The organism is Bacteroides cellulolyticus (assembly GCF_025567135.1).
Lineage (GTDB): Bacteria > Bacteroidota > Bacteroidia > Bacteroidales > Bacteroidaceae > Phocaeicola > Phocaeicola cellulolyticus.
In genome coordinates, this window is sequence record NZ_JAOQJJ010000001.1 from 381,381 (window position 1) to 407,821 (window position 26,441).

The 26,441-nt window shown below is 39.5% G+C and carries 16 protein-coding genes and 3 tRNA genes; 13 read left to right on the top strand and 6 right to left on the bottom strand.

What is annotated here, in order from left to right; all coding sequences use genetic code 11:
• Positions 1 to 15 precede the first annotated feature (15 nt).
• Together OCV82_RS01665 and OCV82_RS01670 are read right to left on the bottom strand one after the other, a co-directional pair.
• A complete protein-coding gene (locus tag OCV82_RS01665; RefSeq protein WP_154042799.1) occupies positions 16 to 1,179 on the bottom strand; it encodes an NADH:ubiquinone reductase (Na(+)-transporting) subunit B in 1,164 nt (387 codons plus the stop codon).
• A 34-nt stretch (positions 1,180 to 1,213) separates the two neighbouring features.
• The gene (locus OCV82_RS01670; protein ID WP_154042800.1) at positions 1,214 to 2,563 is read right to left on the bottom strand and encodes a Na(+)-translocating NADH-quinone reductase subunit A; all 1,350 of its coding nucleotides are present in this window, start codon (positions 2,561 to 2,563) and stop codon (positions 1,214 to 1,216) included.
• 300 nt (positions 2,564 to 2,863) lie between these two features.
• On the opposite strand from OCV82_RS01670, the gene trxA reads away from it, so the two are divergent.
• From trxA to OCV82_RS01700, 6 genes are all read left to right on the top strand, one after another.
• Entirely contained in the window at positions 2,864 to 3,307 is a 444-nt protein-coding gene (trxA, locus tag OCV82_RS01675) for a thioredoxin (RefSeq protein WP_154042801.1), read from the top strand.
• Positions 3,308 to 3,537: 230 nt separating this feature from the next.
• Complete coding sequence (gene htpG / locus OCV82_RS01680; protein WP_154042802.1) at positions 3,538 to 5,583, top strand: molecular chaperone HtpG; 2,046 nt, start codon at positions 3,538 to 3,540, stop codon at positions 5,581 to 5,583.
• 274 nt (positions 5,584 to 5,857) lie between these two features.
• Positions 5,858 to 8,170 carry a patatin-like phospholipase family protein gene (locus OCV82_RS01685; protein ID WP_154042803.1) on the top strand — a complete coding sequence of 771 codons (2,313 nt, stop codon included), beginning with the start codon at positions 5,858 to 5,860 and terminating at the stop codon, positions 8,168 to 8,170.
• Positions 8,171 to 8,263: 93 nt separating this feature from the next.
• A tRNA-Arg gene (locus OCV82_RS01690) sits at positions 8,264 to 8,337 on the top strand.
• A 29-nt stretch (positions 8,338 to 8,366) separates the two neighbouring features.
• Positions 8,367 to 8,440 (top strand) — tRNA-Arg (locus OCV82_RS01695).
• 29 nt (positions 8,441 to 8,469) lie between these two features.
• Positions 8,470 to 8,543 (top strand) — tRNA-Arg (locus tag OCV82_RS01700).
• Positions 8,544 to 8,650: 107 nt separating this feature from the next.
• Here OCV82_RS01700 and OCV82_RS01705 read toward each other — a convergent pair.
• The gene (locus OCV82_RS01705; protein WP_154042804.1) at positions 8,651 to 9,739 is read right to left on the bottom strand and encodes an HpaII family restriction endonuclease; all 1,089 of its coding nucleotides are present in this window, start codon (positions 9,737 to 9,739) and stop codon (positions 8,651 to 8,653) included.
• Positions 9,740 to 9,794: 55 nt separating this feature from the next.
• Here OCV82_RS01705 and OCV82_RS01710 point away from each other — a divergent pair, with 55 nt between their 5' ends.
• Entirely contained in the window at positions 9,795 to 10,250 is a 456-nt protein-coding gene (locus OCV82_RS01710; RefSeq protein WP_154042805.1) for a LexA family protein, read from the top strand.
• Positions 10,251 to 10,258: 8 nt separating this feature from the next.
• Here OCV82_RS01710 and OCV82_RS01715 read toward each other — a convergent pair whose 3' ends face one another.
• Positions 10,259 to 11,536: a Y-family DNA polymerase gene (locus OCV82_RS01715; protein WP_154042806.1), complete on the bottom strand. Its 1,278-nt coding sequence runs from the start codon at positions 11,534 to 11,536 to the stop codon at positions 10,259 to 10,261.
• Positions 11,537 to 11,554: 18 nt separating this feature from the next.
• Entirely contained in the window at positions 11,555 to 14,023 is a 2,469-nt protein-coding gene (locus tag OCV82_RS01720; RefSeq protein ID WP_154042807.1) for a polysaccharide lyase family 8 super-sandwich domain-containing protein, read from the bottom strand.
• 218 nt (positions 14,024 to 14,241) lie between these two features.
• On the opposite strand from OCV82_RS01720, the gene OCV82_RS01725 reads away from it, so the two are divergent.
• The 3 genes from OCV82_RS01725 (at position 14,242) to OCV82_RS01735 (ending at position 18,711) form a co-directional block, all read left to right on the top strand.
• A complete protein-coding gene (locus tag OCV82_RS01725) occupies positions 14,242 to 15,474 on the top strand; it encodes a glycoside hydrolase family 88 protein (RefSeq protein WP_154042808.1) in 1,233 nt (410 codons plus the stop codon).
• Positions 15,475 to 15,627: 153 nt separating this feature from the next.
• Entirely contained in the window at positions 15,628 to 17,169 is a 1,542-nt protein-coding gene (locus OCV82_RS01730; RefSeq protein ID WP_154042809.1) for a sulfatase family protein, read from the top strand.
• An 81-nt stretch (positions 17,170 to 17,250) separates the two neighbouring features.
• The gene (locus tag OCV82_RS01735; protein WP_154042810.1) at positions 17,251 to 18,711 is read left to right on the top strand and encodes a chondroitinase-B domain-containing protein; all 1,461 of its coding nucleotides are present in this window, start codon (positions 17,251 to 17,253) and stop codon (positions 18,709 to 18,711) included.
• 22 nt (positions 18,712 to 18,733) lie between these two features.
• On the opposite strand, the gene OCV82_RS01740 is transcribed toward OCV82_RS01735, so the two are convergent.
• On the bottom strand, positions 18,734 to 19,336 hold the full coding sequence (locus OCV82_RS01740; protein WP_154042811.1) for an HU family DNA-binding protein: 603 nt from the start codon (positions 19,334 to 19,336) through the stop codon (positions 18,734 to 18,736).
• Positions 19,337 to 19,684: 348 nt separating this feature from the next.
• Between OCV82_RS01740 and OCV82_RS01745 the strand changes: the two genes are divergently transcribed.
• From OCV82_RS01745 to OCV82_RS01755, 3 genes are read left to right on the top strand one after another with little or no spacing between them, the layout of a single operon-like run.
• Positions 19,685 to 20,119, top strand: a complete 435-nt coding sequence (locus OCV82_RS01745) for a hypothetical protein (protein WP_154042812.1) — start codon at positions 19,685 to 19,687, stop codon at positions 20,117 to 20,119.
• On the top strand, positions 20,109 to 23,777 hold the full coding sequence (locus OCV82_RS01750) for a DUF6079 family protein (protein ID WP_154042813.1): 3,669 nt from the start codon (positions 20,109 to 20,111) through the stop codon (positions 23,775 to 23,777). Before OCV82_RS01745 ends, OCV82_RS01750 begins: the two co-directional genes overlap by 11 nt.
• A gap of 14 nt (positions 23,778 to 23,791) precedes the next feature.
• Positions 23,792 to 26,428, top strand: coding sequence for a site-specific DNA-methyltransferase (locus tag OCV82_RS01755; RefSeq protein WP_262542768.1), 2,637 nt, complete (start codon positions 23,792 to 23,794; stop codon positions 26,426 to 26,428).
• Positions 26,429 to 26,441 lie beyond the last annotated feature (13 nt).

Here is a 26,441-nt window from a genome sequence, read left to right on the forward strand (position 1 = left end):
CGTATTTTCGGTTTTTTATTTGTTAGACATAGCACGTTTTGCACGACGCGAAATATTGTTCTGCACTACCACATAGTCAATCAGCGGCGCAAAGATATTCATCAGCAGGATAGCAAGCATCATGCCCTCAGGATAACCGGGGTTGAGCACACGTATTATGATTGCCATGGCACCAATCAGGAATCCATAAATATATTTGCCGTTCTCCGTACGTGAAGAAGTGACAGGATCGGTCGCCATAAATACGGCACCAAAACAAAAACCGCCCAAACACAAATGTTCATACCAAGGCATGTGGGCTATCGCAGTATCAGGTCCCCATTGGTTGAACACCAAACCCATCACGGCACCTCCTACAAATACAGACAGCATCGTTTTCCAGCTTGCCACACCCGACCATAACAAAATCACGGCACCGATGGCAATGGCAATCACACTGGTCTCACCAATGGAACCAGGTATCAAACCAGTCACCATGTCCCAAGAGAAGTCAGGGCATTCGGCAACTTTTGCCACACCCAACGGAGTAGCGGCAGTCAACCCATCTACAGTCTTGCCTAAACCGAAAATACTGTCACTTGCCACCCATACAGTGTCACCAGACATCTTAGTAGGATAAGCGAAGAACAGGAATGCACGTGTAATCAATGCAGGGTTGAAGATGTTCATACCTGTACCACCGAATACTTCCTTAGCGAAGATTACAGAGAATGCTGTAGCTACGGCAAGCATCCACAACGGACAGTCAACAGGAACAATCATAGGAATCAACATACCAGAAACAAGGAAACCTTCCTGAATTTCTTCCTTCTTCCACTGAGCTACAACGAACTCGATTCCAAGACCTACAACGTATGAAACGATGATTTTTGGCAATACGGCAAGAAAACCGTAACCGAATTTCTGAATGAAGCTACCTTCGATGCCTGCAAAAGCATAGTGCTGGTAACCTACGTTATACATACCGAACAGCAATGCCGGTATAAGCGCAATAACCACGATAGACATGATACGTTTGCTGTCTATAGCGTCGTGGATGTGCGTACCAGTCTTAGATGTTGTATTCGGAACGAAAAGGAATGTTTCGAAACCGTCGAATACAGAACGGAAAGCCTGGTATTTGCCGCCCTCTTCAAAGTTTGGCTTTATCTTATCGATATAATTTCTTAACGCTTTCATTATTATTTATATTCTTATATACACATTATATATATTAACACATTTCACGACGGAGCATGTCAAGACCTTCGCGAACGATACGCTGAAGTTCCATCTTCGAAGAACATACGAACTCGCAGATAGCGAAATCTTCAGGAGCCACTTCGTAGATGCCAAGCTGTTCCATGCGGTCGATATCACCGGCAATGATAGCTTTGATAAGATATTCAGGAAGAATATCCATAGGAAGTACGCGGTCGTATTCGTTTGACATAATCATATGACGTTCTCCACCTTTGATACGAGCGTCAAGAGTATATTCTTTCTTGCCCATCAACCAGCTGAAATATGAGTGGCTTGTACTGAACTCGTTGAAACGAGGCATGATCCATCCCAACATTTCGTGAACATCGTTACCTTCAGGAATTACAGTTACCTGACTGTGGAATGCGCCAAGGAAACCGTTAGCAGGAATCTGTTTTCCTGTCAAAGGATTACCGCTGATGTAGCGAAGTTCCTTATCCTTATTTACATTACCTGCAAGGATGTCTGTAAGCAGAGCACCAACTTTCAGTTTGCAGTAAGCCGGTTTCTTAACTTCAGAACCTGTGATAGCTACTGTACGAGTCATATCAACACGTCCTGTGTTCATCAGACGTCCGATGAAGATTACAGCCTGTGGGTCGATAGTCCAGACAGTTTCACCTTTGTTTACAGGAGCGATGTTGTTGATCTGAACACCAACATTACCTGCAGGATGAGGTCCGTCGAAAGCTGTTACAGTAACGTTCTTAGCCTGTGTAAGAGCTGCTGACTTCTGGTTAACACTAATACTTAAATAAGTCTTGGCCAATTTAGCCAAAGCATCAAGTCCTGTCTGGAAGTTGTTTTCTTCGCCTTTCAGAGCTACTTCAAAGTCAGGAGCAAGCGGATTTGTGTCGAAAGCAGAAACGAAGATAGCTCTTGGAGCCACTGTCGGATCTGCGATTACATCGTAAGGACGCTGCCTGAAGAAAGCGAACATACCTGAATTAAGAAGAAGTTCCTTAACAGCTTCTGCACTCATGGCAGATACATTCTGCTTACCGAATTCTTCGTAATCCTGTTCGGCTGCTGCCTCTACAGTAATACTCATTACCTTACGTCTAGCTCCGCGCTCTACGCTTGTCACTACGCCACTAACTGGCGAAACAAATTTCAGTTCAGGATGATTCTTGTCAATAAACAAGGGTCCTCCGGCCATTACATACTCTTGTTCTTTAACGACTACCTTAGGAGTTACTCCTGTAAAGTCATCCGGTACTAAAGCATAGAAACCAGGTGCCTTTACAGCCACAACTTCTGCAGCTGCCTTACCTTTCAAGTTGATGTCCAGGCCTTTACGTAATTTAATTACATTTGCCATATCGGGTTATAAAAAATGGTTTTTAAATTTTGCCGCAAAATTAAAGAAAAAATAAGTAAAAAAGAACTTTTTCGACAGATAAATAAGGAATTTTTTCCTTATTTAAAAGAACAGTTATAAACAAATACTTATTTGGTCTGCAACATGTATTTATCATTGCTTTTTGCTTCTGTCTTCATTATAGTTTTTATCTATAATACAATAGATAAAGACTGTTGTAAACCAATAATAAAATTGATATATTTGCAAAAGAAAATCATCTGATAAAATAAATCATTCACACTAAAACATTAATTTGATATGAAAAGACTATTATTTTTCTTAGCATCTGCCGTTATCATAGCTCTTTCCACTAAAGCCCAATCCGTATCATCTGACAGCAACGGCAAAGTTATACATATAGGAAAGACAGAATTCGTGGAGAAAATATACGATTATGAAAAGAATCCTGATAAATGGATTTATAACGGAAAGAAACCTGCCATCGTAGATTTCTATGCTGACTGGTGCGGACCTTGCCGCATGTTGTCTCCAACATTGGAAAGCCTTGCCCACAAATATAAAGATAAGATTATTATATATAAGGTGAACACAGACAAGGAACGCGAACTTGCTGCAGCTTTTGGCATAACCAGCCTTCCTACCCTGCTGTTTATTCCGATGGACAAAATGCCTCAGGTTGCACAAGGAGCACTACCAAAAGAGGACCTGGAAAAAGCAATCAACGATTTCCTGTTGAAATGACATAAAAAACGCTTTGACGTTTTACTTAAAATGCTTTGTTATTTTGCCTAAAATGACAAAGCATTTTATTTTTTAATTATTCCGCCATTAATAACGCTCCACAATTCGCCTAAACAGTCATGACATAATGTCAGTCATCAAACGTATGGCATTTATTTTGCTGATAGAATTCACGTCGATATTTCCAAATATCATAAAATCACGATTTATTAATAAAAAACATAACAGATATGCAAAAAGGTAATATCGGGGTAACTACAGAAAACATATTCCCCATCATTAAAAAGTTCTTATACAGTGACCATGAAATTTTCTTGCGCGAACTTGTTTCAAACGCTGTTGACGCGACACAGAAGTTGAAGACTCTTGCTTCGAAAGGAGAATTCAAGGGTGAATTGGGAGACCTTACCATTAGAGTAAAAGCTGAAAACGACACTATCGTAATTTCAGACCGCGGACTTGGTCTTACTGCTGAAGAAATAGACAAATATATCAACCAGATTGCATTTTCAGGTGCAAATGACTTCCTAGCCAAATATAAAGACGATGCAAACGCAATCATAGGCCATTTCGGTTTAGGTTTCTATTCTGCTTTCATGGTAGCAAAGAAGGTGGAAATCGTAACCAAATCATATCAGGAAGGTGCACAGGCTGTAAAATGGACTTGCGACGGAAGTCCTGAGTTCACTCTTGAGGAAACTGAAAAGGCTGACCGTGGTACAGACATCATACTTTATGTAGATGATGACTGCAAGGAATTCCTTGAAGAAAACCGCCTGAAAGGATTATTGAACAAATATTGCCGCTTCCTGGCTGTGCCTGTAGCATTCGGAAAGAAAAAAGAATGGAAAGACGGCAAGCAGGTGGATACTGACGAAGACAACATCATAAACGACACATGCCCTATATGGACAAAGAAGCCAAGCGAACTTAAGGACGAGGACTACAAGAAATTCTACAGAGACCTCTACCCTATGTCAGACGAGCCTTTGTTCTGGATACACTTGAATGTTGACTATCCGTTCAATCTGACTGGTGTGCTCTACTTCCCGAAAATAAAGAGCAACATCGACTTGCAGAAAAACAAGATACAGTTATACTGCAATCAGGTTTATGTAACAGACTCGGTAGAAGGTATCGTTCCTGACTTCCTGACATTGCTTCACGGTGTAATCGATTCTCCGGATATTCCGCTTAACGTATCACGTTCGTACCTGCAGAGCGACTCTAACGTAAAGAAGATTTCTACATACATAACAAAGAAAGTAGCAGACAGACTTCAGTCAATCTTCAAGAACGACCGTAAAGAATTTGAAAACAAATGGGATGACCTGAAGATTTTCATCAACTACGGAATGTTGACTCAAGAGGACTTCTATTCTAAAGCTGACAAATTTGCACTCTTCAAAGATACAGAAGGCAAATATTACACTCAGGAAGAATACAAGACTCTTATCAGCGGAAACCAGACCGACAAAGATGGTAACCTGATTTATCTGTACGCAAACAACCGTGACGAACAGTATGCTTATATCGATGCAGCCGTAAACAAAGGCTACAACGTACTGATGATGGACGGACAGCTTGATGTTCCGATGATAAACATGCTGGAACAGAAACTGGAAAAGAGCCGTTTCACACGTGTTGACAGCGATGTTATAGACCGTCTGATTGTAAAAGACGAACAGAAAGGCGAAGAGTTGAAAGAAGACAAGCGCAGCATACTTTCTACAGTATTCAGCGGCCAGATGCCAAAACTGCAGAAGACTGAATTCCATGTAGAAACTCAGGCTATGGGCGAAAACGGTTCTCCGATAATAATCACTCAGGCCGAATATATGCGCCGTATGAAGGAAATGGCAAACATTCAGCCGGGAATGAGCTTCTATGGAGAAATGCCTGATATGTACAGCCTTGTGCTGAACAGCGACCATAAACTGATCAAACAGGTTTTGAGCGACACAGAAACAGCATGCGCCGAGAAATTGGTTCCTGTAGAATCTGAAATAGCTATACTGTCACTCAGAGAAAGCGAACTCCGTAAAGCTCACGAAGGCAAGAAAGACGAAGAAATCCCTGTTGCCGAAAAAGACGAGCTGAAAGATGTAGAAAAGAAACTTGATGAACAGAAAAATCAGAAGAACAGCATTTTGAATGAATATGCAGCCGGAAACAAAGTTGTGCATCAGCTTATTGACCTGGCATTACTGCAGAACGGAATGCTGAAAGGTGAAGCTCTTACAAACTTCGTAAAGAGAAGCATCGAAATGATTTAATCCCAACATTATTAATATTTAGGGCTATGCCGTTATACCAAAATGGCATAGCCCTATTTTTCACCTTATAGATACAAATCGAAATGCATATTATATATGCATATTTAGCAACAAAGCACAGCGACTAACAGCCTGGGGAAACACCGGTCAGAGTAAACAAATGCGATTTTATGTCAAACAATAAAAAAATACGGATATAATTCGACTTAGATTTAAAATTTGAGTATCTTTGATAATTGACAATTACGTAACACAATCATTACTTAAAGATGGTATGAAAAAAGCATTTGCACTAATATTATTTCTAATAATCCATATAAGTGGTTCAATATTCGCACAAAAAGTCGGATTGGTTCTTAGTGGTGGCGGTGCAAAGGGAATGACACATATAGGAATAATACGTGCTTTGGAAGAAAACAACATACCTATAGACTATATTACAGGAACATCTATGGGAGCCATTGTAGGCTCATTATATGCCATGGGCTATTCTCCTGATGATATGGAAAAAATGCTCAAATCGCCTGACTTCAAGAAATGGTACTCATCCGGAGGTATAGAAGAAGACTACATGTACTATTTCAAGATGAATCCTACCACACCGGAATTTATCAATATACATCTGTCTAATATGAAAATGGCAAAAAAGGTAAAACCACGTTTTTTGCCATCAAGCGTTGTCGATCCTATGCACATGAACATTGTATTCGTTGAATTATATGCTCAGGCAACAGCAAAGTGCAAAGGCAATTTCGACAATCTTTTCATTCCATTCAGATGTGTCGCTTCGGATGTGTATAACAAAAAAGCGCTCATAATGGACAAAGGAGACCTTGGAGATGCCGTAAGGGCATCAATGAGCTTTCCGGGAATGTTCAAACCTATTGAAATAGATTCTGTATTGGCATACGACGGAGGTATATATGACAATTTCCCCGTATCTACCATGATAAAAGACTTCCATCCGGATGTAATAATAGGCAGCGTAGTCAGCTCAAATCCAAGCAAGCCCAAGGAAGGCGACATCATGGGACAGCTGGAAAACATGATTATGCAAAAGACAGACTATTCCATTCCGGATTCATTAGGTATAATGATGACCTTCAAATACACCGACGTAGGTTTAATGGATTTCGACAGATACGATGAGCTACACGATATCGGTTATAACAGAACCATACAGTTAATGGATTCCATAAAACAAAGGATATCCAGAAGAACAAGCTACAGAATGCTTGAGAAAAAACGTATTGACTTCAAACGTGAGATGCCGGAATTCAAATTCAGAAAAATAATAATAAACGGCACCAACGAGCAGCAGAAAAAATATATTATACGGGGATTTCATGCAAAAGACAATGAAATCTTCAGTCTGGAAGACTTGAGAAAAGGGTATTTCAGACTTTTATCAGACAATATGATTGAAGAAATATTGCCACATGCTCAATATGACTATAATGACAGCACATTTACACTTATACTGGATGTAAAAATAGCAGAAGATATATCATTAAGGATAGGCGGTAATGTAGGTTCAAACGGAGCGAACCAAATTTATTTGGGGGCGTCATACCATAATCTTGGAAAATACTCCAAAGAGTTTGCCATCGAAGGACAGTTGGGACAGATATATAACAATCTACAGCTTACAGGAAAAATAGACCTGCAAACAGAAATTCCGACATCGTATAGAATGATAATGTCATTATCATCATTCGACTATAAGGGACAGACACAAAACTTCTTTAACCAGATAAACAGTCCTGTTTTCAATAAGAAAGACGAAAGGTTCCTGAAAGCATATATTAGTATGCCATTCCTGAGCAAGCACAAAGCTGAATTTGGAATAGGCATAGCAAGTCTTTACGACCAATATTTCCAGACCAATGTAATAGATTTCACTAACAGCGCAAGAGATAAAAGCAAATACGAGATATTGGGAGGTTCTGTAGTAATGGAAGGAAATACCCTCGACAGCAAGCTTTATGCTGTAAACGGAAAAAGGGAAAGACTTGCGGCAAATATTTACTGGGGAACGGAAAGATTTGAACAAGGTACCGGAACCGACCCATACGACGGTAATTTCAAATATACTCAGGCATGGCTGCAGATTTCATACGAACTTGAAAAATACTTCCGTCTCGGGAAGAAAATATCATTAGGTTCTTATCTGCACGCTTATTACTCTTCACGCAACTTCAGCAATAACTATCGTGCCACCATGATGCAGGCAGGAGAATTCTCTCCTACTCCACACAGCAAGATCAGTTATAACGAAGCCTTCAGAGCCAACCAGTTTGCAGGTTTAGGAGTCATACCGGTTTATAAATTCAATAATATGGTACATGCCAGATTAGGCATATACGGCTTTGTTCCTTTCTTCCCAATATATTGCAATGAAACAAATAAGGCTACTTACGGCAAAATATTCAGCAAATTTGAATATATGGGAGATTTATCATTAGTCGTAAGATTGCCGTTCGGTTCTGTAAGTGCATATTTGAACTACTACAGCTCGCCAAATAAGAATTGGAATGCCGGAATTTCCCTAGGATGGCAGATTTTTGGAGAGAGATTCATGCAATAAACAAATATTTTTTATTTTTCTTCAAAAAAATCCGCCAAAAGCTTGCACAATTAAAAATAAAGGCATACCTTTGCACCCGTTAAAAAAAGATATGGCCGCGTAGCTCAACTGAATAGAGTAGCTGACTACGGATCAGCCGGTTACAGGTTTGAATCCTGTCGCGGTCACTCTTTAATTTTAACAAAAATATAGCATTGGCCGCGTAGCTCAACTGAATAGAGTAGCTGACTACGGATCAGCCGGTTACAGGTTTGAATCCTGTCGCGGTCACTCTATAATTCTTATAAAAATATGGCTTTGGCCGCGTAGCTCAACTGAATAGAGTAGCTGACTACGGATCAGCCGGTTACAGGTTTGAATCCTGTCGCGGTCACAAAAAAGACATCTTTAATAAGATGTCTTTTTTTGTATATCTCCATTACAATAAAGGCTTATGAAAATTCAATATTAATGAATTGCTTCATAAGCCTTTATCAATTATCAGCGTTTCATAAGTCCAATCTTAAAATTCAGTTTAAAATAATATACGCCATTTTCACGTTCAAGGTAGCCGTATTTATCTTTTTCTGTAGAACCTTTTTCCAGGCGTGTGTTATAATAAAGGAAATCGGCAAACACTTGTCTGTATGCTTTCTGATAAGACAAGACCTTACCTTCAGAAGTAACAAACATAAAACCGGAAATTGCCGATTCAGTGCCATTATACATCTTGGCAGGACGCATACCCATAGCCAGCGCCAAAAGCAACTCCTTTACCTTATATTCATAGTAGCCGTGCTTGTTTATCAGTTCATCCTTTATTTTAAGCGGATTAAGTTTCTTTATTTCTTCTGTAAGCTCGGAAACTTTTGTAATACCGTCAAGCCACATTATACGTACCATCTCCGCAAACATACGGCCTGCATGCAAGTCTATCAACGAAAGATTGCTTCTGAATATCTTGTCGGCAACATCATTATATTTTAATACACCTCCAAAGCGTTCTATCATCAACATTCGTGTTGTCACGTCGTCCTCCTCGCCTTCCGCATTTATTTTATTAATTGTAGGCACTGCAAACTTGATACCAGTCTGTTCGAACTTGAAATTGGCAGAACGGCCACCATCCAACAAAGGCAACATTTTACCTCCCAGTCTGGAGCGCACACAAAATCCTACAAGAGGAGCATTTACATCATAGAAAGCCACAGAAAAATCCGTACGATCCTCTGTCTGCGCCTCAAGATTGAAAATAGCCACTTCATCAAGGAATTCCTCTACCCCATCAGGCGACATAACATCATTGCCTGAAGTATTTTTTATAGCTTCGCGGATAAGTTCAGCCACAGTTTCAAAATCCTCTCTTGGTATCTGCTTGTCGATGTTCTCGCCCTTAATTCTTATATAATCCTTCTCAATGATGTATTGACGCGTACCATCATGTTCCTCACGCTGTACCATTGCAACCGGTATCACATTCGTTTCATCAGGTTTCGCATCAGGAGTTCCCGCAGAGACATTACCATCCGCCAGAATTCTAAAAAAAGCGTATAATTCGCCCCATTCTCTTTTTGTTGCTTCAAATGCCATATTAATCATTATTAATCCGTTACAAAGATACGGATATTTATTTAACTTTGCAGACATGAAACTAATATTCTATTCAGCGGATTTAAGTACAGAACTGGATTTGCCTTTTGCCACAGAAGGCATACGTGCAGGATTTCCCAGTCCGGCTCAGGACTATATGACAGACAGCATCGACTTAAACAAGGAACTGGTGCTACATCCTGCCACAACATTTTATGCCCGTGCCGTAGGCAATTCAATGACAGGTTTTGGAATATCAGATGGCGATCTTCTGGTAATAGACAAATCCATTGAGCCTGTTGACGGAGATATAGTAGTGGCATTTATCGATGGAGAATTCACTCTCAAAAAAATAATGAAAGATGAAAACGAATGCAATCTTTGGCTTGTTCCCGGTAATGAAGACTATCCTCCGATAAAAATTACAGAAGAAAATGATTTTATTGTATGGGGAGTACTCACATATAATATAAAGAGGCAGCTGATAAGGTCGAAAAGGAAAAGAGAATAGAAACAGGATCAATCCAGATGCACCTCAATTATATCATTTATGTTTGTTGTAAAACGTTTGGACACATGTTCCCTTTTAAGTCCCCATTTCATGTCATAACCTTGTACAGCAAGTCGCACGGTATTAAATCCATTTTTACGGTTAATCTCATCAATGGCTTTTGTCAATGAAGCCCTCTTTTCACGATCTACAACATCAAACAAATCCCCCTGTACGGCATTGTCGCTGCAAGTATTCCATACCACCACTCCGGCTTTTTTATAGTAATAGCATCTACCGTCGGTTTTCCAGTTTTCCCTCAACACTTTTACTGCCGTTGAAACAAGTTCCATCATATCATTTGTAGGGACGGGGAAATACACATTAAACTGCATATAATCACTTGGTAAGTCATTCCTGAACCTGCTTGTATATGCAAACACGCTCATAGCTCCACATACAGTACCATCTTCTTTAAGTTTTCTAGAGCATTGAGATGCAAAATTGGCAACAGCTTCTTCCATCATACCAAGGTCACTAATTCCTTCGTCAGGAAAACTGCGACTTGTACATATAGACTTTTTATTAGGCAAATCCTCTATACTGATACAACTTTCTCCTCTCAGTTCCTTCCATGTGCGTACACCTGTCACAGTCAATTCTCTTCTCACCCACGCCTCGGATTTCTGCACAAAATCCCATGCCGTCTCCACTCCTATGCTTTTCAGCCTTCTGGCTATCCTGCGTCCTATTCCCCACACATCGGCAATATCAAAAAGTTTCAGTGCCTTCTCTCTTTTTTCATCAGTATCAATCATACATACAGAATGATAGCCCTTATACTTTTTGGCAAATTTACTTGCCATTTTTGCCAAAGTCCTGGTAGGCGCAATTCCAAGAGATATAGGTATTCCTGTTCCTCTGGTAATATATTTCACTATATCATGCGCATATACAGAAAGTTCTTCCGGGTTTCCCATTCCTGACATATCCATGAAAGCCTCATCTATGGAATATATGTCCAGTTTTGGCGTACATGCCGACAGTAGCGTCATAACCCTGCGGCTCATATCTCCATACAGCACATAATTACTGCTGAATACAGCAACGCCATTATCCTCAAGCAATTGTCTGACCTGATAAAAAGGCGCTCCCATCTTTATACCTAATGCCTTTGCCTCATTACTGCGGGCTATCACACAACCGTCATTGTTTGACAGTACCACACAAGGAGTGTTCCTCAAATCAGGACGGAACACTCTCTCGCACGATACAAAGAAATTATTACAATCCACAAGGGCTATCATAGGCTACTGACAGATATATTAAATTTTAAATTCAGCGGTTACCGAACTTCCGCAACGTATTCCTTCAGGAAGAGTCACTTCATACTGTTTTCCATTTATTGTTATTGTAAGACTCTTTATGGCCGGATTCATAGTAGCCTCTGTAACAGAAATTCTATATTTCCCGTCTGTTTTCTGCACCATAACTGCAGCAGGCTCTGAAACCGACATTGACAAGCCCTTACATTTCAATCCTTTATTACCCGGATAGAAGACCGCCTGCACTACTGTTTTGTCCAGTGATCTAACAGCCTGTACCAACGTGTCATTACTCATAACCTCAAACGGCAATTTCCCTTCAGGAATTCCTTTACCGGCATATACCACATATCCGTATTTGTCATCTACTGGTTTACGTCCATGCTCTGCCCAAATTCTCAGAATATTCACGTTTTTAGGCATTAACGGTGTTATCTTATTGGAAGGATTAAGTTTCTTCCAATAAGTAGGACGTGTTTCACATGATACAAATGCTTTATTGGTGAATTCAGGTAGGACAGTATAACAGAATTTTCCGGTCTGTGACAACCATACCGGATTTTTCATGTCTGACGTCAATACCACAGCTTCACCTTCGTTTACAGGACTTCTCTTACCGTTCTTTACAATACACACATCATTCTCCCATGCAGTCTGGTCAATGGTAGTGCGCAAATCACCTTCTATTTCAGGTTCCATATTGGTAAGTCCGGCACCTAAAGCCACAAAATAATCTCCCAGAATGAAATATCCTTTATAGACCTTAAAACCATAAAGCATTTCATTTTCAGCTTTACCGGCATCACCTTTGTCATTTACGCCTTTCTTTTCGGAGCCGTTCATTTTTTCAAAAATAATTCCTGCCACTCCATTCTCACCACCGTCTGTTGCTCCTGCCGCAAAGTTATGCTTACTGCAATACCCTCTCCAGTTTGTCACAGGAACAAGTCTATCCATTCCTTCTCTTGCAGTTACACCAGGCATGGCCGTCACATCCCAGCCTCCCATAACTTTGAAATACTCATCACCATCACGCTGGAACAACGTAGCTCCATCAGTAGGATAGAAATTATAATTATCCGCAAAAGCCGCACTTTCCAGACCATCCGTTCTGAATGAAGCCATATTTATATCTATATGATAATCTGAGTTTTTCTTTATAAGGTCATCGTTATTGAAAAACCATCTCACACCTTTATACATTCCGTCAGAATATCCATCCATGAAAATTCTGTTTGTCTTCACTTCCTTCTGTAATGCCAGAAGCTCTTTCTGTTCTTCTGCACTAAAAGAAGAAAGCCAGTTTTTCACTACCCCATCCAACATTTTTGCATATGGGATACTTTTTTCATCAGGATTATAAATATACGATTTTCTATCAAGTCCTGGAAGTCTGTAACCTTTATAATAATACCAACTTCCCCCTCTGAAAAAGTTCATCAGGGCATCAGTGTTTGTTTTATCCAACTGTTGTGCCCATGGAGTACCACGCAGCATTGTAAGCATATTGAGTGCATTTGAAGCACCGTCTATAGGATACCCCCAAACCAGACACTGCATACCGTGTCCCCATCCCGCGCCATCTGCTGTAAAGCCTTCAGTCCAGAATGACTCTTCGTAAGTCACCTGCGAAGTCATACTTATACTTCTCTGGCATACTTCAGCAAGCAAATCAACCATAGGAACAGAGCTATACATGGCTGCTACAGGCAACAACGAACGGTATGCCAAAGCATTGCCTCCTACCCACCACACGTGATTACGAAATCTCTCGATAGAAACCACATTATTATCTGTAGCATCATTTCTCAATGGTTGGGTCCATGCCTGAAGACCTACTACCTTCAACATATCACAGGCATCTGTCACCAAAGGACCGGCTTCTCCTTTTTCAGCCTTGTCCATCAAGTCAACCATTGCAAAATAAATATTTACAGCAGCAGTAGGAATAGCAAAACATGAAGCATGGAAACGCGGTTTGTCATTAGGACGTGAGATTTCCAGCATACCATAATGTTTTATTGCTTTCATCACCTTATCAGACAAAGCTTCTTCAGCGGGCAGGTATCCCAATCTGCAAGCGCTGCATATCTGAAAGATTCTTTCCAGCGCATCGCCTATAAAGATTCCCACCTTATCGTCCGATGTATTTGCAAAACCTTTATTATATGCATCGTTCTCCTCAAAAGCTTTTTCCGTTGCATCCATATCAGAGAATGTACCATCCCCTGTAAGCAAAGAAACATACTCGCGTGCATTCACACCATCTTTCAAAACTTTCAATCTATAAGGATTCTCATGAAAATAGCTGCGCAATCTTTTTATAGCCTCTGTTTTATCCGAACTGGCTTCAACAGATTCTACATTATAATATTTCTTATAATTCTCAAACGCCAGATTAATTTCACTTTGCTGGGCATATACCGAACATCCCCAAAAAACCGGTAATAATAAAAGATACTTTTTCATTGTATTTATTGATTTCTTGTTTGTCAAGCAAAGATATAAAAATATTATAAAAATATATCTTCAAAAAGGCATATACAGCATTTTATTTCGTCACGAGCGCATATTTGCGTATTTTTTTAACCAAAAACCTTTACAAAGCTGACAAATTACATAAAAAGACAACTAATTATTCATTTTTTTATTTTATATTTGCGCAATAAATTCAAATTATTAATATCATGGAAATTAAAAAGAATTTAGGATTGGCACTTTTGTCTGCTGCAGTACTGGCATCATGCAGCACAAAGCCTGAAAAGACTGAAAGTTTTATTGATGCCGAAATCAGCAACATGGTAGCACAGCATACCATCCAAACCGATATTATCGAAAAGAGCGGTAAAATTCTCAACCCTCGTACTCTTGACAAGAACGGAAATATTCACTATGTACCTATCGATGATTGGACAAGCGGTTTCTTCCCTGGAAGTATGTGGTTGGACTACGACCTGACAAAAGACGAAAAATGGAAAAAACTTGCTGAGAAATATACTGAAGCCCTTGATTCAGTGAAATACCTTAAATGGCATCACGATGTAGGTTTCATGATAGGATGCAGCTACCTTACAGGATATAGAGTTGCAGACAAACCAGAATATGTTGACGTAATCGTTGAAGCAGCAAAATCACTTTCCACTCGTTTCCGTCCGGGAGCAGGTGTAATCCAGTCATGGGATGCTGACCGCGGATGGCAGGGTAAACGCGGATGGGAATGCCCGGTTATCATTGACAACATGATGAACCTTGAATTGCTTTTCGAAGCTACTAAATTATCCGGCGACTCTACATTCCACAAGATTGCGGTTTCTCACGCTGACCAGACAATGAAGAACCACTTCCGTCCTGACAACAGCTGCTACCACGTAGTTGACTACGCACTGAAAGACGGAGCTGTTCGCAGCCGTCAGACAGCACAGGGATACGCACACGAATCAGCATGGGCTCGCGGTCAGGCATGGGCTATCTACGGATACACAACCTGCTACCGTTACACTCACGACAAGAAGTATCTTGACCAGGCAGAAAATACTCTTAACTTCTACCTCAATGACAAGAACCTTCCTGAGGACCTTATCCCATACTGGGACTTCGATGCTCCTAACATTCCTAACGAACCAAGAGACGCATCTGCTGCAGCATGTATAGCATCTGCATTGTACGAAATGGATGGCTATTGCCCGGGAAAGAACTATAAGGAACTTGCAGACAAGATTCTGACAAACCTTTCTTCACCTAACTACAAAGCCAAAGTTGGTGAAAACGGTAATTTCATCCTTATGCACTCTGTAGGTAGTATTCCTCACGGACAGGAAATAGATGTTCCATTGAACTACGCCGACTACTACTATCAGGAAGCAATTGTTCGCAAACGTAATCTGGAGAACAACCAGCCATTACCATTTGTAGGAAAATAAATTACAAGAGAGAATAAGTTAATAATTAAAAATCAAATCGGGAGAATCCCGTAGAAATATCTGTATTGCTTTGGGATGAAAAAGAATCTCGACATCACTATACGCAATACAGATATTTTTTTCTTGAAACCATCAATCAAAGCTATAAAAATCATGAGAAATCTAATTCTTCCTCTTACCGGTCTGTCACTCTTTTCTGCCGGATGCGCACAAAAGCAGGAGCAGAAAACACCGGAAATGCCTAACGTAGTATATGTTTTCCCGGATCAGTACAGAAACATGGCTATGGGCTTCTGGAACGAACCGGAATTCAACAAGAACGTCAACTTCAAGGCTGACCCAGTACACACTCCAAACATAAACAGATTTGCCAAAGAATCACTCGTGCTTTCAAATGCCATGAGTAACTGTCCTTTGAGTAGTCCGCACCGTGGAAGTCTTCTCACAGGAATGTATCCTAACGAAAGTGGAGTACCTTTGAACTGTAACTCCAACCGTCCTATCAGTTCATTGCGCACAGACCTTGAATGTATAAGCGACGTTTACAGCAAGAACGGATACGACTGTGCATACTTCGGAAAACTGCATGCCGATTTTCCAACCCCTAATGATCCGGAAAACCCGGGCAAATATGTAGAAGAGAGAATACCTGCATGGGATGCCTATACTCCTAAGGAAAGACGTCACGGATTCAACTACTGGTATTCTTACGGAACTTTCGACGTACACAAGAACCCGCATTACTGGGACAACGACGGAAAGAAACACGAGCCAAAAGAATGGTCGCCTATACACGAAGCGAAAGAAGTCGTTTCATATCTGAAAAATGAAAGAAACCAGCGCGACACAAGCAAACCGTTCTTCATAATGGTAGGTATGAATCCTCCTCACAGCCCATACCGTTCGCTTGACGACTGTATGGAAGAAGATTTCAATCTCTATAAGGACCAGCCTATTGACAGTCTGCTTATCCGTCCTAATGCCGACAAGAAACGTGAGAAATCCGAATCTGCAAGATATTACTTCGCATCCGTAACAGGTGTTGACCGTGCCTTCGGTATGATACTCGACTGCCTGAAAGAAATGGGATTAGACAAGAACACAATAGTAGTATTTACTTCCGACCACGGCGAGACCATGTGCAGCCAGTTTACCGATGATCCGAAGAACTCACCGTATGCAGAGTCAATGAATGTTCCTTTCATCATCAGATACCCGGGACACCTTCGCCCAAGAGTTGACAATCTGATGATTTCAACTCCTGACATCATGCCTACAATGCTGGCAATGTGTAACCTCGAAAAGTTCATCCCAGAAGGAATACACGGACATAACTACGCTCCACTCTTCAAAGAAGAAAACACAGAGACAATAGTACGTCCTGAAGGAGCACTCTACATACAGAACATGGATGGAGAAAAAGACAAAGACGGAAAAGTAATAAGCTATTTTCCACGTTCTAGAGGTATAAAGACACACAAATATACTTTGGCACTCTACATCGACAGGGAAAACAAGCTTACAAAGACATTACTTTTCGATGATGAGAAAGACCCGTATCAGCTGAACAATCTTTCACTTGACGAGAACAAACAGGCAGTAGAAGAGCTTCTGGCACTTATGGGCAAACAACTGAAAGAAATAAACGACCCATGGTATAAGGAACAGATACTTTCCGACATGGTAAAATATTAATACCTATTATGTCCGGCTGCCTTAATCATTCTGATTATAAAGCAGTCGGATATTTTTATCATTTCTCATAATAAATTTAAAATGAAACGCATATTATCAATTCTTCCATCACTGGCCTTTGCCACCTGTGTCATGGCTGAAAACATTACAGTAGGCACAACGCAAGACCTCGTAAATGCTGCGGCAACAGTAAAACCCGGCGATACTATTCTATTGACCGACGGAACATACAGAGACCTACGTCTTACGGTAACTGCAGACGGAACAGGCGACAAGATGATAACCATAAAAGCCCAGAACCCGGGCAAAGCATATATCTCCGGCAATTCAGCAATCGAACTCCGCGGAGATTACATCCACCTGTCGGGATTGTATTTCAAGGACGGCAGCAGAAATCCTAGCGAATGGAAAACTCACGGCCCTGGTATAGTAAGCATTTATGCCGACCATTGCGAAGTGTCAGACTGCCTGTTCTACGATTTCGATAACGCTAACTCATCATATATATCTACCAATCTAGACGAAACAGGCCATGTACCTCAATATTGCCATATACACCACTGTGCATTTGTAGGCAAAACAACCCAGGATCAGGTTATAAATCTTAATAACACCAAAAAGAAAACCCTGGAAGGAGAACCTGGAAAACCGATGTATCACCGCATCAGCTATTGCTATTTCTCCAATCCCCCAAAGAAAGGCAATGCCGGAGGCGGTATCAGAGTAGGCTACTGGCGCAAAGACTACGGAAGATGTCTGATAGACCACAACCTGTTTGAAAGACAAGACTCTGAAGCCGAGATTGTGACAAGCAAATCTATGGAGAATGTATATTTCGCCAACACATTCATCAACTGTCGCGGAACACTTAATTTCCGTCATGGCGACAAGCAGGTTGCCCTGAACAACATATTCATAGGATCAGACGAAATGTACGGTTATGGCGGCATGTACATCTGGGGTAGTAACCACATTATAGGCAATAACTTCTTTTATCTTCCTAAAACGATGAAAGACAGAGGATACGCAGGTATATATTTCAACTGCGGACCGAAAGCAAGCGAACACGCTCTGGCATACGATATGGTGGTAGTGAGCAATACTTTTATAGCTGTACAAGGAACAGCATTCAACCTTGCGCCTATGTATGACAGACGTCTGAAAGCCTTTGGAGATGCAGCAGAATTGCCTCACGACATAACATTTGTCAACAATTATATATCTTCCCACAACAAGACAAAGTCTATCTGGTACGAGGAAAAAGGCAACTCAGCCAATCAGAAATGGGAAGGCAATGTGTGTTCAGGCATAAATGTTACGGGCATAAAAGGCTGGGAGAACGGTACAGCACCCAAAGGCATCACCACAGAAGAGTTAACAAAAATTCTTCCATACACATCTATCGAAGGAATAGACATGGATTTCGTAAAGGTACTCTCCACTCCTCTTCAGGACAAACCTCTGAACAAAAAGATTACCGGTCCTTCATGGTGTGACGAATACCCGGGCAATTATGCCGAAACGGGCATCTTCGCACAGTAAAATACAGTTCTGGTGGACACGGTCACTCCTTTCCTGCAAAGATATAGACAGGATGGAATTTCGAAGCAATGTTCTTCAACACACCGTTGTCCACCAGAAGTTTTATATACCTCGACGATTTTGACAGATTGAATCCCGTCAGTTTCTCGAAATCCTTACGCTGCATATATTCATTTTCGGCAAAATAGCCTTGCAGTCTTTTCATCACTTCCTCATCAGTCATTTTCTCCGAGTGTCGCGACTTGTCTGTCACTCTCTGCAAGTTCGCTGTTTCAAATTTTTCCAGAAATTCCTTTTCAGGAACAAATTTTATTCCCCTCACCCATACATCAACATCAGCCTTATTTTCCGAACCGGCTTCAGAATTACATCCAAGACTCAGACTGAAATACCCCAGCCCGTCAATATGTACTGAATAGCCGTCGCTCAAAGCATTATACAGTTCGTCGCTTAGGGCTGTCAGCACCGCAACCACATCGGCAGGTGTAGCGGTACACTTCATTGTGATATACTCACGAAGATTCTTTGTTGTAATGACGTCCTTAGTCACTACCTTGGCATGCAGTTTTTGACTGACAGTTCCTTCATTGCCGGGATTCTCATATAAATCATATTCTATTTCCATAATTTAAAAACTTTGTTTTGTTTCACATTTCCAGACGTAATTATTCGTCTGTCTCCACACGTTCGTGTCAAGATCTCCACACGCCCGTGTGGAGTACTGCGCACGCTCGTGTGGAGTACTCGACACGGCCGTGTGGAGGTAAAGATGCTTAAATTTTTCGAAACAACCAAACTTACGGATATGTTATTATTTTCCCAGACTGTATTTGTCCGCATTCGGTCTATAAAACGGAGGGAGATATAGGAATTACATTAAGTTAATATTTTCAATCTTCAAACAGTTTATTATCTTTGCATCTACAAGAAATGAAGTTTAATTGTTAATGAAAAAGATATAAATAATTCAGACATGAGAAAACTGGAAAATTACATAAATAAGGATTCCAGACATAAATTATTATTTATGCCTTTTTCTTCCATTAAAGTACCATATATTGATATTGGACAAGAATTATCCAAAGCTATAGAATCTAATATAGACAACAAAAGATTATCATTAATTGCAAATGAAGCTCTTGAAAAAATAATCAGTAGCAATATTGTAAACGATAAAGATATAGGTAAATACATAGCTATAAAGAATATTGGCATTCTTTTTGAACCAGCATTACAGTTTAATTTAAGAGCTAAAATAGATTCTTGGGCAAAATCCTTTATCCTTATAATAGATTCAAATGAAGGGACTGTTATAAACAATATCTTTTATCTGGCAGGAGATTTAAAAAGTTCATACTCAATAAACCTTACTGAAATTTCGAATAAAACAATTTACAATGAAATATAATGACCTTATACAATTCGATCCTATTGACGAGATTATCAAGTTCGGACAACTTGATAACGAAGATTATCGCGAGAAACTGGTAAAGAACTTTGTTTGTTCTCAGACATTTGAAAATTATATTATTCCACAGATTTGTGGTAAATTGGATCTGAACTCAACAACAGAGACTAAAGGAATTCAGATTGTAGGTAATTATGGTACCGGTAAATCTCATTTAATGTCTTTGTTTTCCATTATAGCCGAAAATGCAGACTATCTTGACATGGTTCAAAGCGAAAAAGCAAAAGAGTGGTTAAAGACAATTGCCGGCAAGTATAAGGTATATCGTTTTGAATTAGGCAATAATCAGGAATTATGGGAAGTAATAACATTCAAAATCGATGCTGCATTAGAAGAATGGGGCATAGATTATCGCATATCGGATGATGACACTCCCCGCACCTATTCTGAGAAACTAGAGTTAATGCTGGCAGCCTTTGAGGAAGTCTATCCAGACAAAGGCTTTATGCTGGTGGTAGATGAGATGCTGGCATACCTGAAAGGAAGAAGCGAACCTGCTAAATTAAACAGAGACCTTCAAGTACTGCAAGCTCTTGGACAGATGAGCGACCGTACCCATTTCCGTATGGTTTTCGGTGTACAGGAACTGATTTACCGTTCTCCTGAATTCCAGTTTGCCAAAGATATGCTGGGACATGTAAATGAAAGATATGTCGATTTGACTATTCAAAAGGAAGATGTACAATTCATTGTACAGCAACGACTGTTGCAGAAAAACGAACACCAGAAGGCACAGATACGTAAACATCTTTCCCAGTTCACTACTATGTTTCCACACATGAACAACAATCTGGAAACATACGTAAACCTATTCCCTGTCCATCCGTCATATTTTGAAAATTTCTCACTCATTCGAATAGGTAAAAGTCAGCGCGAAGTCCTGAAAACCCTTTCAAAAAAGTTCAGTACAATCATAAACGACGAGGTTCCGACAGATAAACCAGGTCTCATTTGTTATGATTCCTATTGGCAGGATATGCTGGGAAATGTAGATTTGAATGCCGACCCCGACGTAAGCAAAGTAAGTTCTATCACAGCACTGATTAATCAAAAGATAGAAGAAAACTTCACCAAAGGACTTGCTCCAAAGAAGGTATTGGCTCACAGAATTGTTTCAGCATCAGCCATAAAAATGTTACAGGCAGATTTAAGCCATCCAAACGGAGTTTCTGCCGAGACGTTGGCAAATGATTTATGTCATGTAGATATCACATGCGAAAATTTTGACGAACTAGTAGATTTGGCGTTCACACGAGTACTTGATTCTATCGTTTCGGCAACTATCGGACAATATTTTGTTAAAGGAGAAAACAACGAATATCATATTCGTATAGAAGGTGGTGTTAACTACGAACAGAAAGTTAAAGACTATGCTGCCCAAATGGGTGATGGCCAGAAAGATGAATATTTCTACATGTTCCTTTCAGAAGTTCTTCCGGTTGAGGGTGAAACATATCGCAGAAACTTCAGAATATGGGAACATCATATAGAATGGCAATCACATAAATGTAGTAGAACAGGGTATATTTTTATGGGTAACCCCAATGAGCGTTCTACTACTCAGCCACAACAACATTTCTACATATTCTTCATGCCGATTTTTGACACGAGCAATTCTTCAAGACCTGCAGAAAAGGATAGTGTTTATTTTCTGATGAATGATTTAAGCGAAGAGCTGAAACAAAAGATTGTGTTATATGGTTCTGCCCTCTCGCAAGAAGGTAGTGCAAGCACAGATGAAAAGCCTCGTTACAAACAGTTGCGCGAGAAATATTACAAGGAAGCCAGAAATATGTTCAACAACGAGTTTTTGGCTAAAGCCATGGTAGAATATATAGGTGACAAGCATCCTATGCAAGGTATGCCTGGCGCACAAGCTGATTCCAAAATAGATGCAGTAAGTGCCGTCACATCGTATATCATGGAAAAACAATTTGAGCTAGAAAATCCTCATTATCCTAAGTTCTCTGCTTTGCAGCAACCTCTTACCAATGAAAACAGAGAAAACCTCTTACGTTCGGCCCGTGCTAAAATTGCATCACCAACCACGATAAACAGGAATGGTGAAGCTATTTTGATGGGACTTGGATTATGGGAAAACGGAAGGCTTAGTTCCGAACATTCAGAATATGCCCGAAGTATAAAGAACAAGCTTGAAGCTAAAGGAGGACAAGTTTTGAATCGGGATGAAATTCTGGAAGTTTTCTATGCTGACACGCATGAATATATCTCGATTGACTATCATATCGAAGCTGATCTTGAAATGCTTGTGCTTGCTACTATGGCAGCACTCGGCGAGATTGAAATCGTATTACAAGGTGGAAGCCGAATTAATGCCGGCAATATATCAGACATAAGTAAACTCAATCCACAGGATTGCTATACATTCTCCAATGTATGTCCACCTAAGGGAATAAACATCCCTCTTGTAAGGGAAATATGTTTAGGCTTACTGGGTGTGGACCGTACAAACGAACTTGACAATCCCAATAGCAGCATCTTTGCTGATTTACTGGCCAAAGCTTCAGAGTTGGAGAATATTATAGTGACACTTCAGCATAAAATTCAAGGTGGATATTATTTTCTCAACGATATAGAAATCATTTCAGAAGCTGATGCCCGCAATTTTGATGTAGAATTGGTTCGTCTGAAAGGTATTTGTAATCACATGCAGCGCTACAATACCAAAGCCAAGATGCGTAACATCGACTGGCAGATAGATGTTGTAAAAACAGCCATGACCGAAACCCGCAGCAAAGTGTTTGAAACTTTGAACTTGATGAAGGAACTGGATGGATTCAGAGATTTGGTTTCATATCTGCGCATTGCTCTATCAAATGTAAATGATAATGATTTGAAAACAGAAATAATCTCTTCCATTGACGGAATCAAAGAAGTAGTAAACAAAGGGAAACAGGCAAGAGATGCTTACAAACTGAAACTGGAAGCACTCAAAGACAGGTATGCAACATGGTATATGGAAGCTTATCTGAAAGCTCATATAAGCGAAATAGATCATGGAAAGAAAAGTGCGGTAATGCTAAGCACCGAGAAACAACTATGCGACATCATAAAGAATGCTTCATTCATCAATCCTTCAAGATATGACAACTGGTTGAGGAAGATGAATCTACTGAAGGTAGTAAATTCTTCAGTCAACAAGAATGCGATTCTTTCTGTGCCTACATCTGTAGATGGCTTTAATCCAGCCATGCAAAAAGATGAATTGCCGGGACTGGAAGACTTAAAAGATGAATTGAAAGAAATCTATGCGGAATATGAGCAAGGCTTTCATGATGCCTTGGAAGACCCTACCATTCTGAGAAATAAGGAAATGCTTACTCAGGAAGAGAAATCCACCATACAACAGTTCATTGACGGAAACATTTCTCTGAATCCGCAGTATGCACGCATATTGATTGATATTATCAACAAGCTCCAGAGGAGTTTTACAAAGATAGAAATCAATCATAACGAGATGCTTAAAATATTCTCCCGTCCTATGACCAAACAGCAGGCTCTTGATGCCTTAGCTGCTTATATTGATAATCAGAGCAGAGGACACTTACAGGAGGATATTCGAATAATAGTAAAATAAATAAACAGATTTAAATGAGTTCAAAAGATATAAGCCCAAGATTGTTTCTTGATGATGAAATTGAAGAGACAAAGATTGTACCAGATAAAGTTGTTTGCTTAGGAATGGAGTTCCCAAGCGAAGATGCCCGTCGTGAGTATTTTCGTGCAGAGCTTCGCAAAAAACTGCCGGAGCTGAAACAAATCGAAGGTTTCCCCATTGGAGAGGATGATGATATTATCAATCTCTCCGATCCTCCTTATTATACGGCTTGCCCCAATCCTTGGCTAAATGATTTTATTGAAGAATGGGAAAAGGAAAAAGTTCAATTAGAAAAGGAAGGGATACGTAGGAAGGACTTTGAGGTAAAAGTTCCGTATGCAAGCGATGTTAGTGAGGGTAAGAAATCTGCTATTTATTTAGCTCATTCTTATCATACTAAAGTTCCTTATACAGCAATAATGCGATACATTCTACATTACACGCAACCTGGAGATATTATTTTTGATGGATTCTGCGGAACAGGTATGACTGGAGTTGCAGCACAAATGTGTGCATCTTCAAATGAAGTTTTAAAACTAAAAGAAGATATCAAAAAAAGTGGTATAAGACATGCTATTTGTACGGACTTATCTCCCATAGCATCGCTTATATCAAGTTCTTATAATTTGTATTTCAATCCAATAGAATTTGAAAAAAAAGCTCTTAATATTTTAGATAAAGTTGAAAAAGAGTTATCTTGGATGTATACAACCTTAGACAAAAAAGGAAATGAGTTAAGAATCAATTATACTGTTTGGAGTGATGTATATGTATGTCCTCAATGTGGAAAGGAAATAATATTATGGGATAGAATGGTTGATATGGACAATAGAATCATTAAAGATTTATTTAATTGTCCACATTGTAATATGTCTTTAACAAAAAAAACAATGCAAAAACATTGGGAAAGTACATATGATACAGTGTTAAAACAAACATGTTCTAAAGTTAAAAAAGTTCCAGTATTTTTTGATGCTATAGATCATAACAATAAACATATTCAGAAGAGTGTTGATTCATATGATATGGAAATATTCTCAAAAATCGAAAATATATCCAATATTAACACATTGAGTTATAGAATGCCAGAAGGTGATGAATCTAGACGCAACGATAGAATTGGTATTAAATATATTCATCAATTTTACTCTAAACGCAATTTTGTATATTTATCTAGGATTAAAGAATTGGTAAGTGGTAACCCTGTATTAACAACATGGTTCACTTCGACACTAGTAAATTTAACTCTAATGAATAGATTCAGATTTCAAGGGTATGGAAACATATCTGGGACTTTGTATATACCATCTTTAAATAAAGAATACAATCCATATTGTTTATTAAAAAGTAAAATTAAGGATTTTAAGGAATCATACTATGCTAATAGAAATAATTCATTAATAGGTTTATCTTCTGCAACTAAAATATTTACATTACAGTCAAACTCTATAGACTATATTTTCACAGATCCTCCATTTGGCTCAAATTTAATGTATTCAGAACTAAATTATATATGGGAGGGATGGATAAATGTTTTAACAAATAACAAAGAAGAAGCAATAGTAAATAAGACTCAACAAAAGAGTATTTTTGAGTATCAAATGCTCATGAATCGTTCATTAAAAGAATACTATAGAGTTTTAAAACCTGGCAAATGGCTTACACTTGAATTCAGTAACACATCAGCTTCTGTATGGAACTCTATTCAAAATGCCTTACAAAGTGTTGGATTTGTAATCGCAAATGTTGCAGCATTAGATAAACATGAAGGATCATTCAAAGCTGTAACTACCACAACTGCAGTAAAGCAAGACTTAGTAATTACCTGCTATAAACCTTCTGATGCCATAATAGAGAAATTTGAAAAGTCTGAAGATAAAGCCAAAACAGCTATGGACTTTATCGAAGAACTGCTTGTACATTTACCTGTACATTTAAGCAAAGGAGAATCTACAACAGCTGTAATTGAACGTAGCCCTAAGATATTATTCGACAGACTGATATCCTACTATGTACAAAAAGGCTATGCCATTCCTATGGATGCCCAAGAGTTTCAAAAGCAGCTTAGAGAACGATTTATAGAAAGAGACGGTATGTTCTTCACAGCATCACAAGCAATTGAATATGAGCGTAAAAAAGAAAAATGTTCTGGCTTTGTACCTATGGCACTATTCATCAGCAGTGAAGCAGAAGGTATAGAATGGTTAAAAAGAGAACTCCAAAATCCACAAACATATTCAGACTTGCAACCTGAATGGATGAAGAATATGCTTCCTCCTAAAAAAGGAGACGTTCTTCCAGAACTAATGTCAATCCTTGAAGAAAATTTCATCAAAGATGAAGAAGGTAATTGGCGTAATCCGGACCCTGAAAAGGCAGCCGACCTTGAAATAATCCGAAATCGCAGAATGATGAAGGAATTCAACATGTATCTGGAACAGGCCCAAAAACCGAAAGCAAAGAGAATGAAAGATACCCGTCTGGAAGTATTGCGCTATGGTTTCAAAGAATGCTACAAGCAAAAGAACTATCAGGCTATAGTAACCGTAGGTGACCATATTCTGGAATCACTTCTACAGGAAGACGAAGTTCTGTTGCAGTACTATGACATTGCATCAACAAGAATATAAAATGATATTACTT

Excerpts from the sequence above, each read along its gene's own strand:
- OCV82_RS01755 (WP_262542768.1), top strand. The coding sequence starts at position 23,792 with ATGAGTTCAAAAGATATAAGCCCAAGATTGTTTCTTGATGATGAAATT.
- OCV82_RS01705 (WP_154042804.1), bottom strand. The coding sequence starts at position 9,739 with ATGGCATTTGAAGCAACAAAAAGAGAATGGGGCGAATTATACGCTTTT.
- OCV82_RS01670 (WP_154042800.1), bottom strand. The coding sequence starts at position 2,563 with ATGGCAAATGTAATTAAATTACGTAAAGGCCTGGACATCAACTTGAAA.
- OCV82_RS01740 (WP_154042811.1), bottom strand. The coding sequence starts at position 19,336 with ATGGAAATAGAATATGATTTATATGAGAATCCCGGCAATGAAGGAACT.
- OCV82_RS01745 (WP_154042812.1), top strand. The coding sequence starts at position 19,685 with ATGAGAAAACTGGAAAATTACATAAATAAGGATTCCAGACATAAATTA.
- OCV82_RS01715 (WP_154042806.1), bottom strand. The coding sequence starts at position 11,536 with ATGATAGCCCTTGTGGATTGTAATAATTTCTTTGTATCGTGCGAGAGA.
- trxA (WP_154042801.1), top strand. The coding sequence starts at position 2,864 with ATGAAAAGACTATTATTTTTCTTAGCATCTGCCGTTATCATAGCTCTT.
- OCV82_RS01730 (WP_154042809.1), top strand. The coding sequence starts at position 15,628 with ATGAGAAATCTAATTCTTCCTCTTACCGGTCTGTCACTCTTTTCTGCC.
- OCV82_RS01725 (WP_154042808.1), top strand. The coding sequence starts at position 14,242 with ATGGAAATTAAAAAGAATTTAGGATTGGCACTTTTGTCTGCTGCAGTA.
- htpG (WP_154042802.1), top strand. The coding sequence starts at position 3,538 with ATGCAAAAAGGTAATATCGGGGTAACTACAGAAAACATATTCCCCATC.
- OCV82_RS01685 (WP_154042803.1), top strand. The coding sequence starts at position 5,858 with ATGAAAAAAGCATTTGCACTAATATTATTTCTAATAATCCATATAAGT.
- OCV82_RS01720 (WP_154042807.1), bottom strand. The coding sequence starts at position 14,023 with ATGAAAAAGTATCTTTTATTATTACCGGTTTTTTGGGGATGTTCGGTA.
- OCV82_RS01750 (WP_154042813.1), top strand. The coding sequence starts at position 20,109 with ATGAAATATAATGACCTTATACAATTCGATCCTATTGACGAGATTATC.
- OCV82_RS01710 (WP_154042805.1), top strand. The coding sequence starts at position 9,795 with ATGAAACTAATATTCTATTCAGCGGATTTAAGTACAGAACTGGATTTG.
- OCV82_RS01735 (WP_154042810.1), top strand. The coding sequence starts at position 17,251 with ATGAAACGCATATTATCAATTCTTCCATCACTGGCCTTTGCCACCTGT.
- OCV82_RS01665 (WP_154042799.1), bottom strand. The coding sequence starts at position 1,179 with ATGAAAGCGTTAAGAAATTATATCGATAAGATAAAGCCAAACTTTGAA.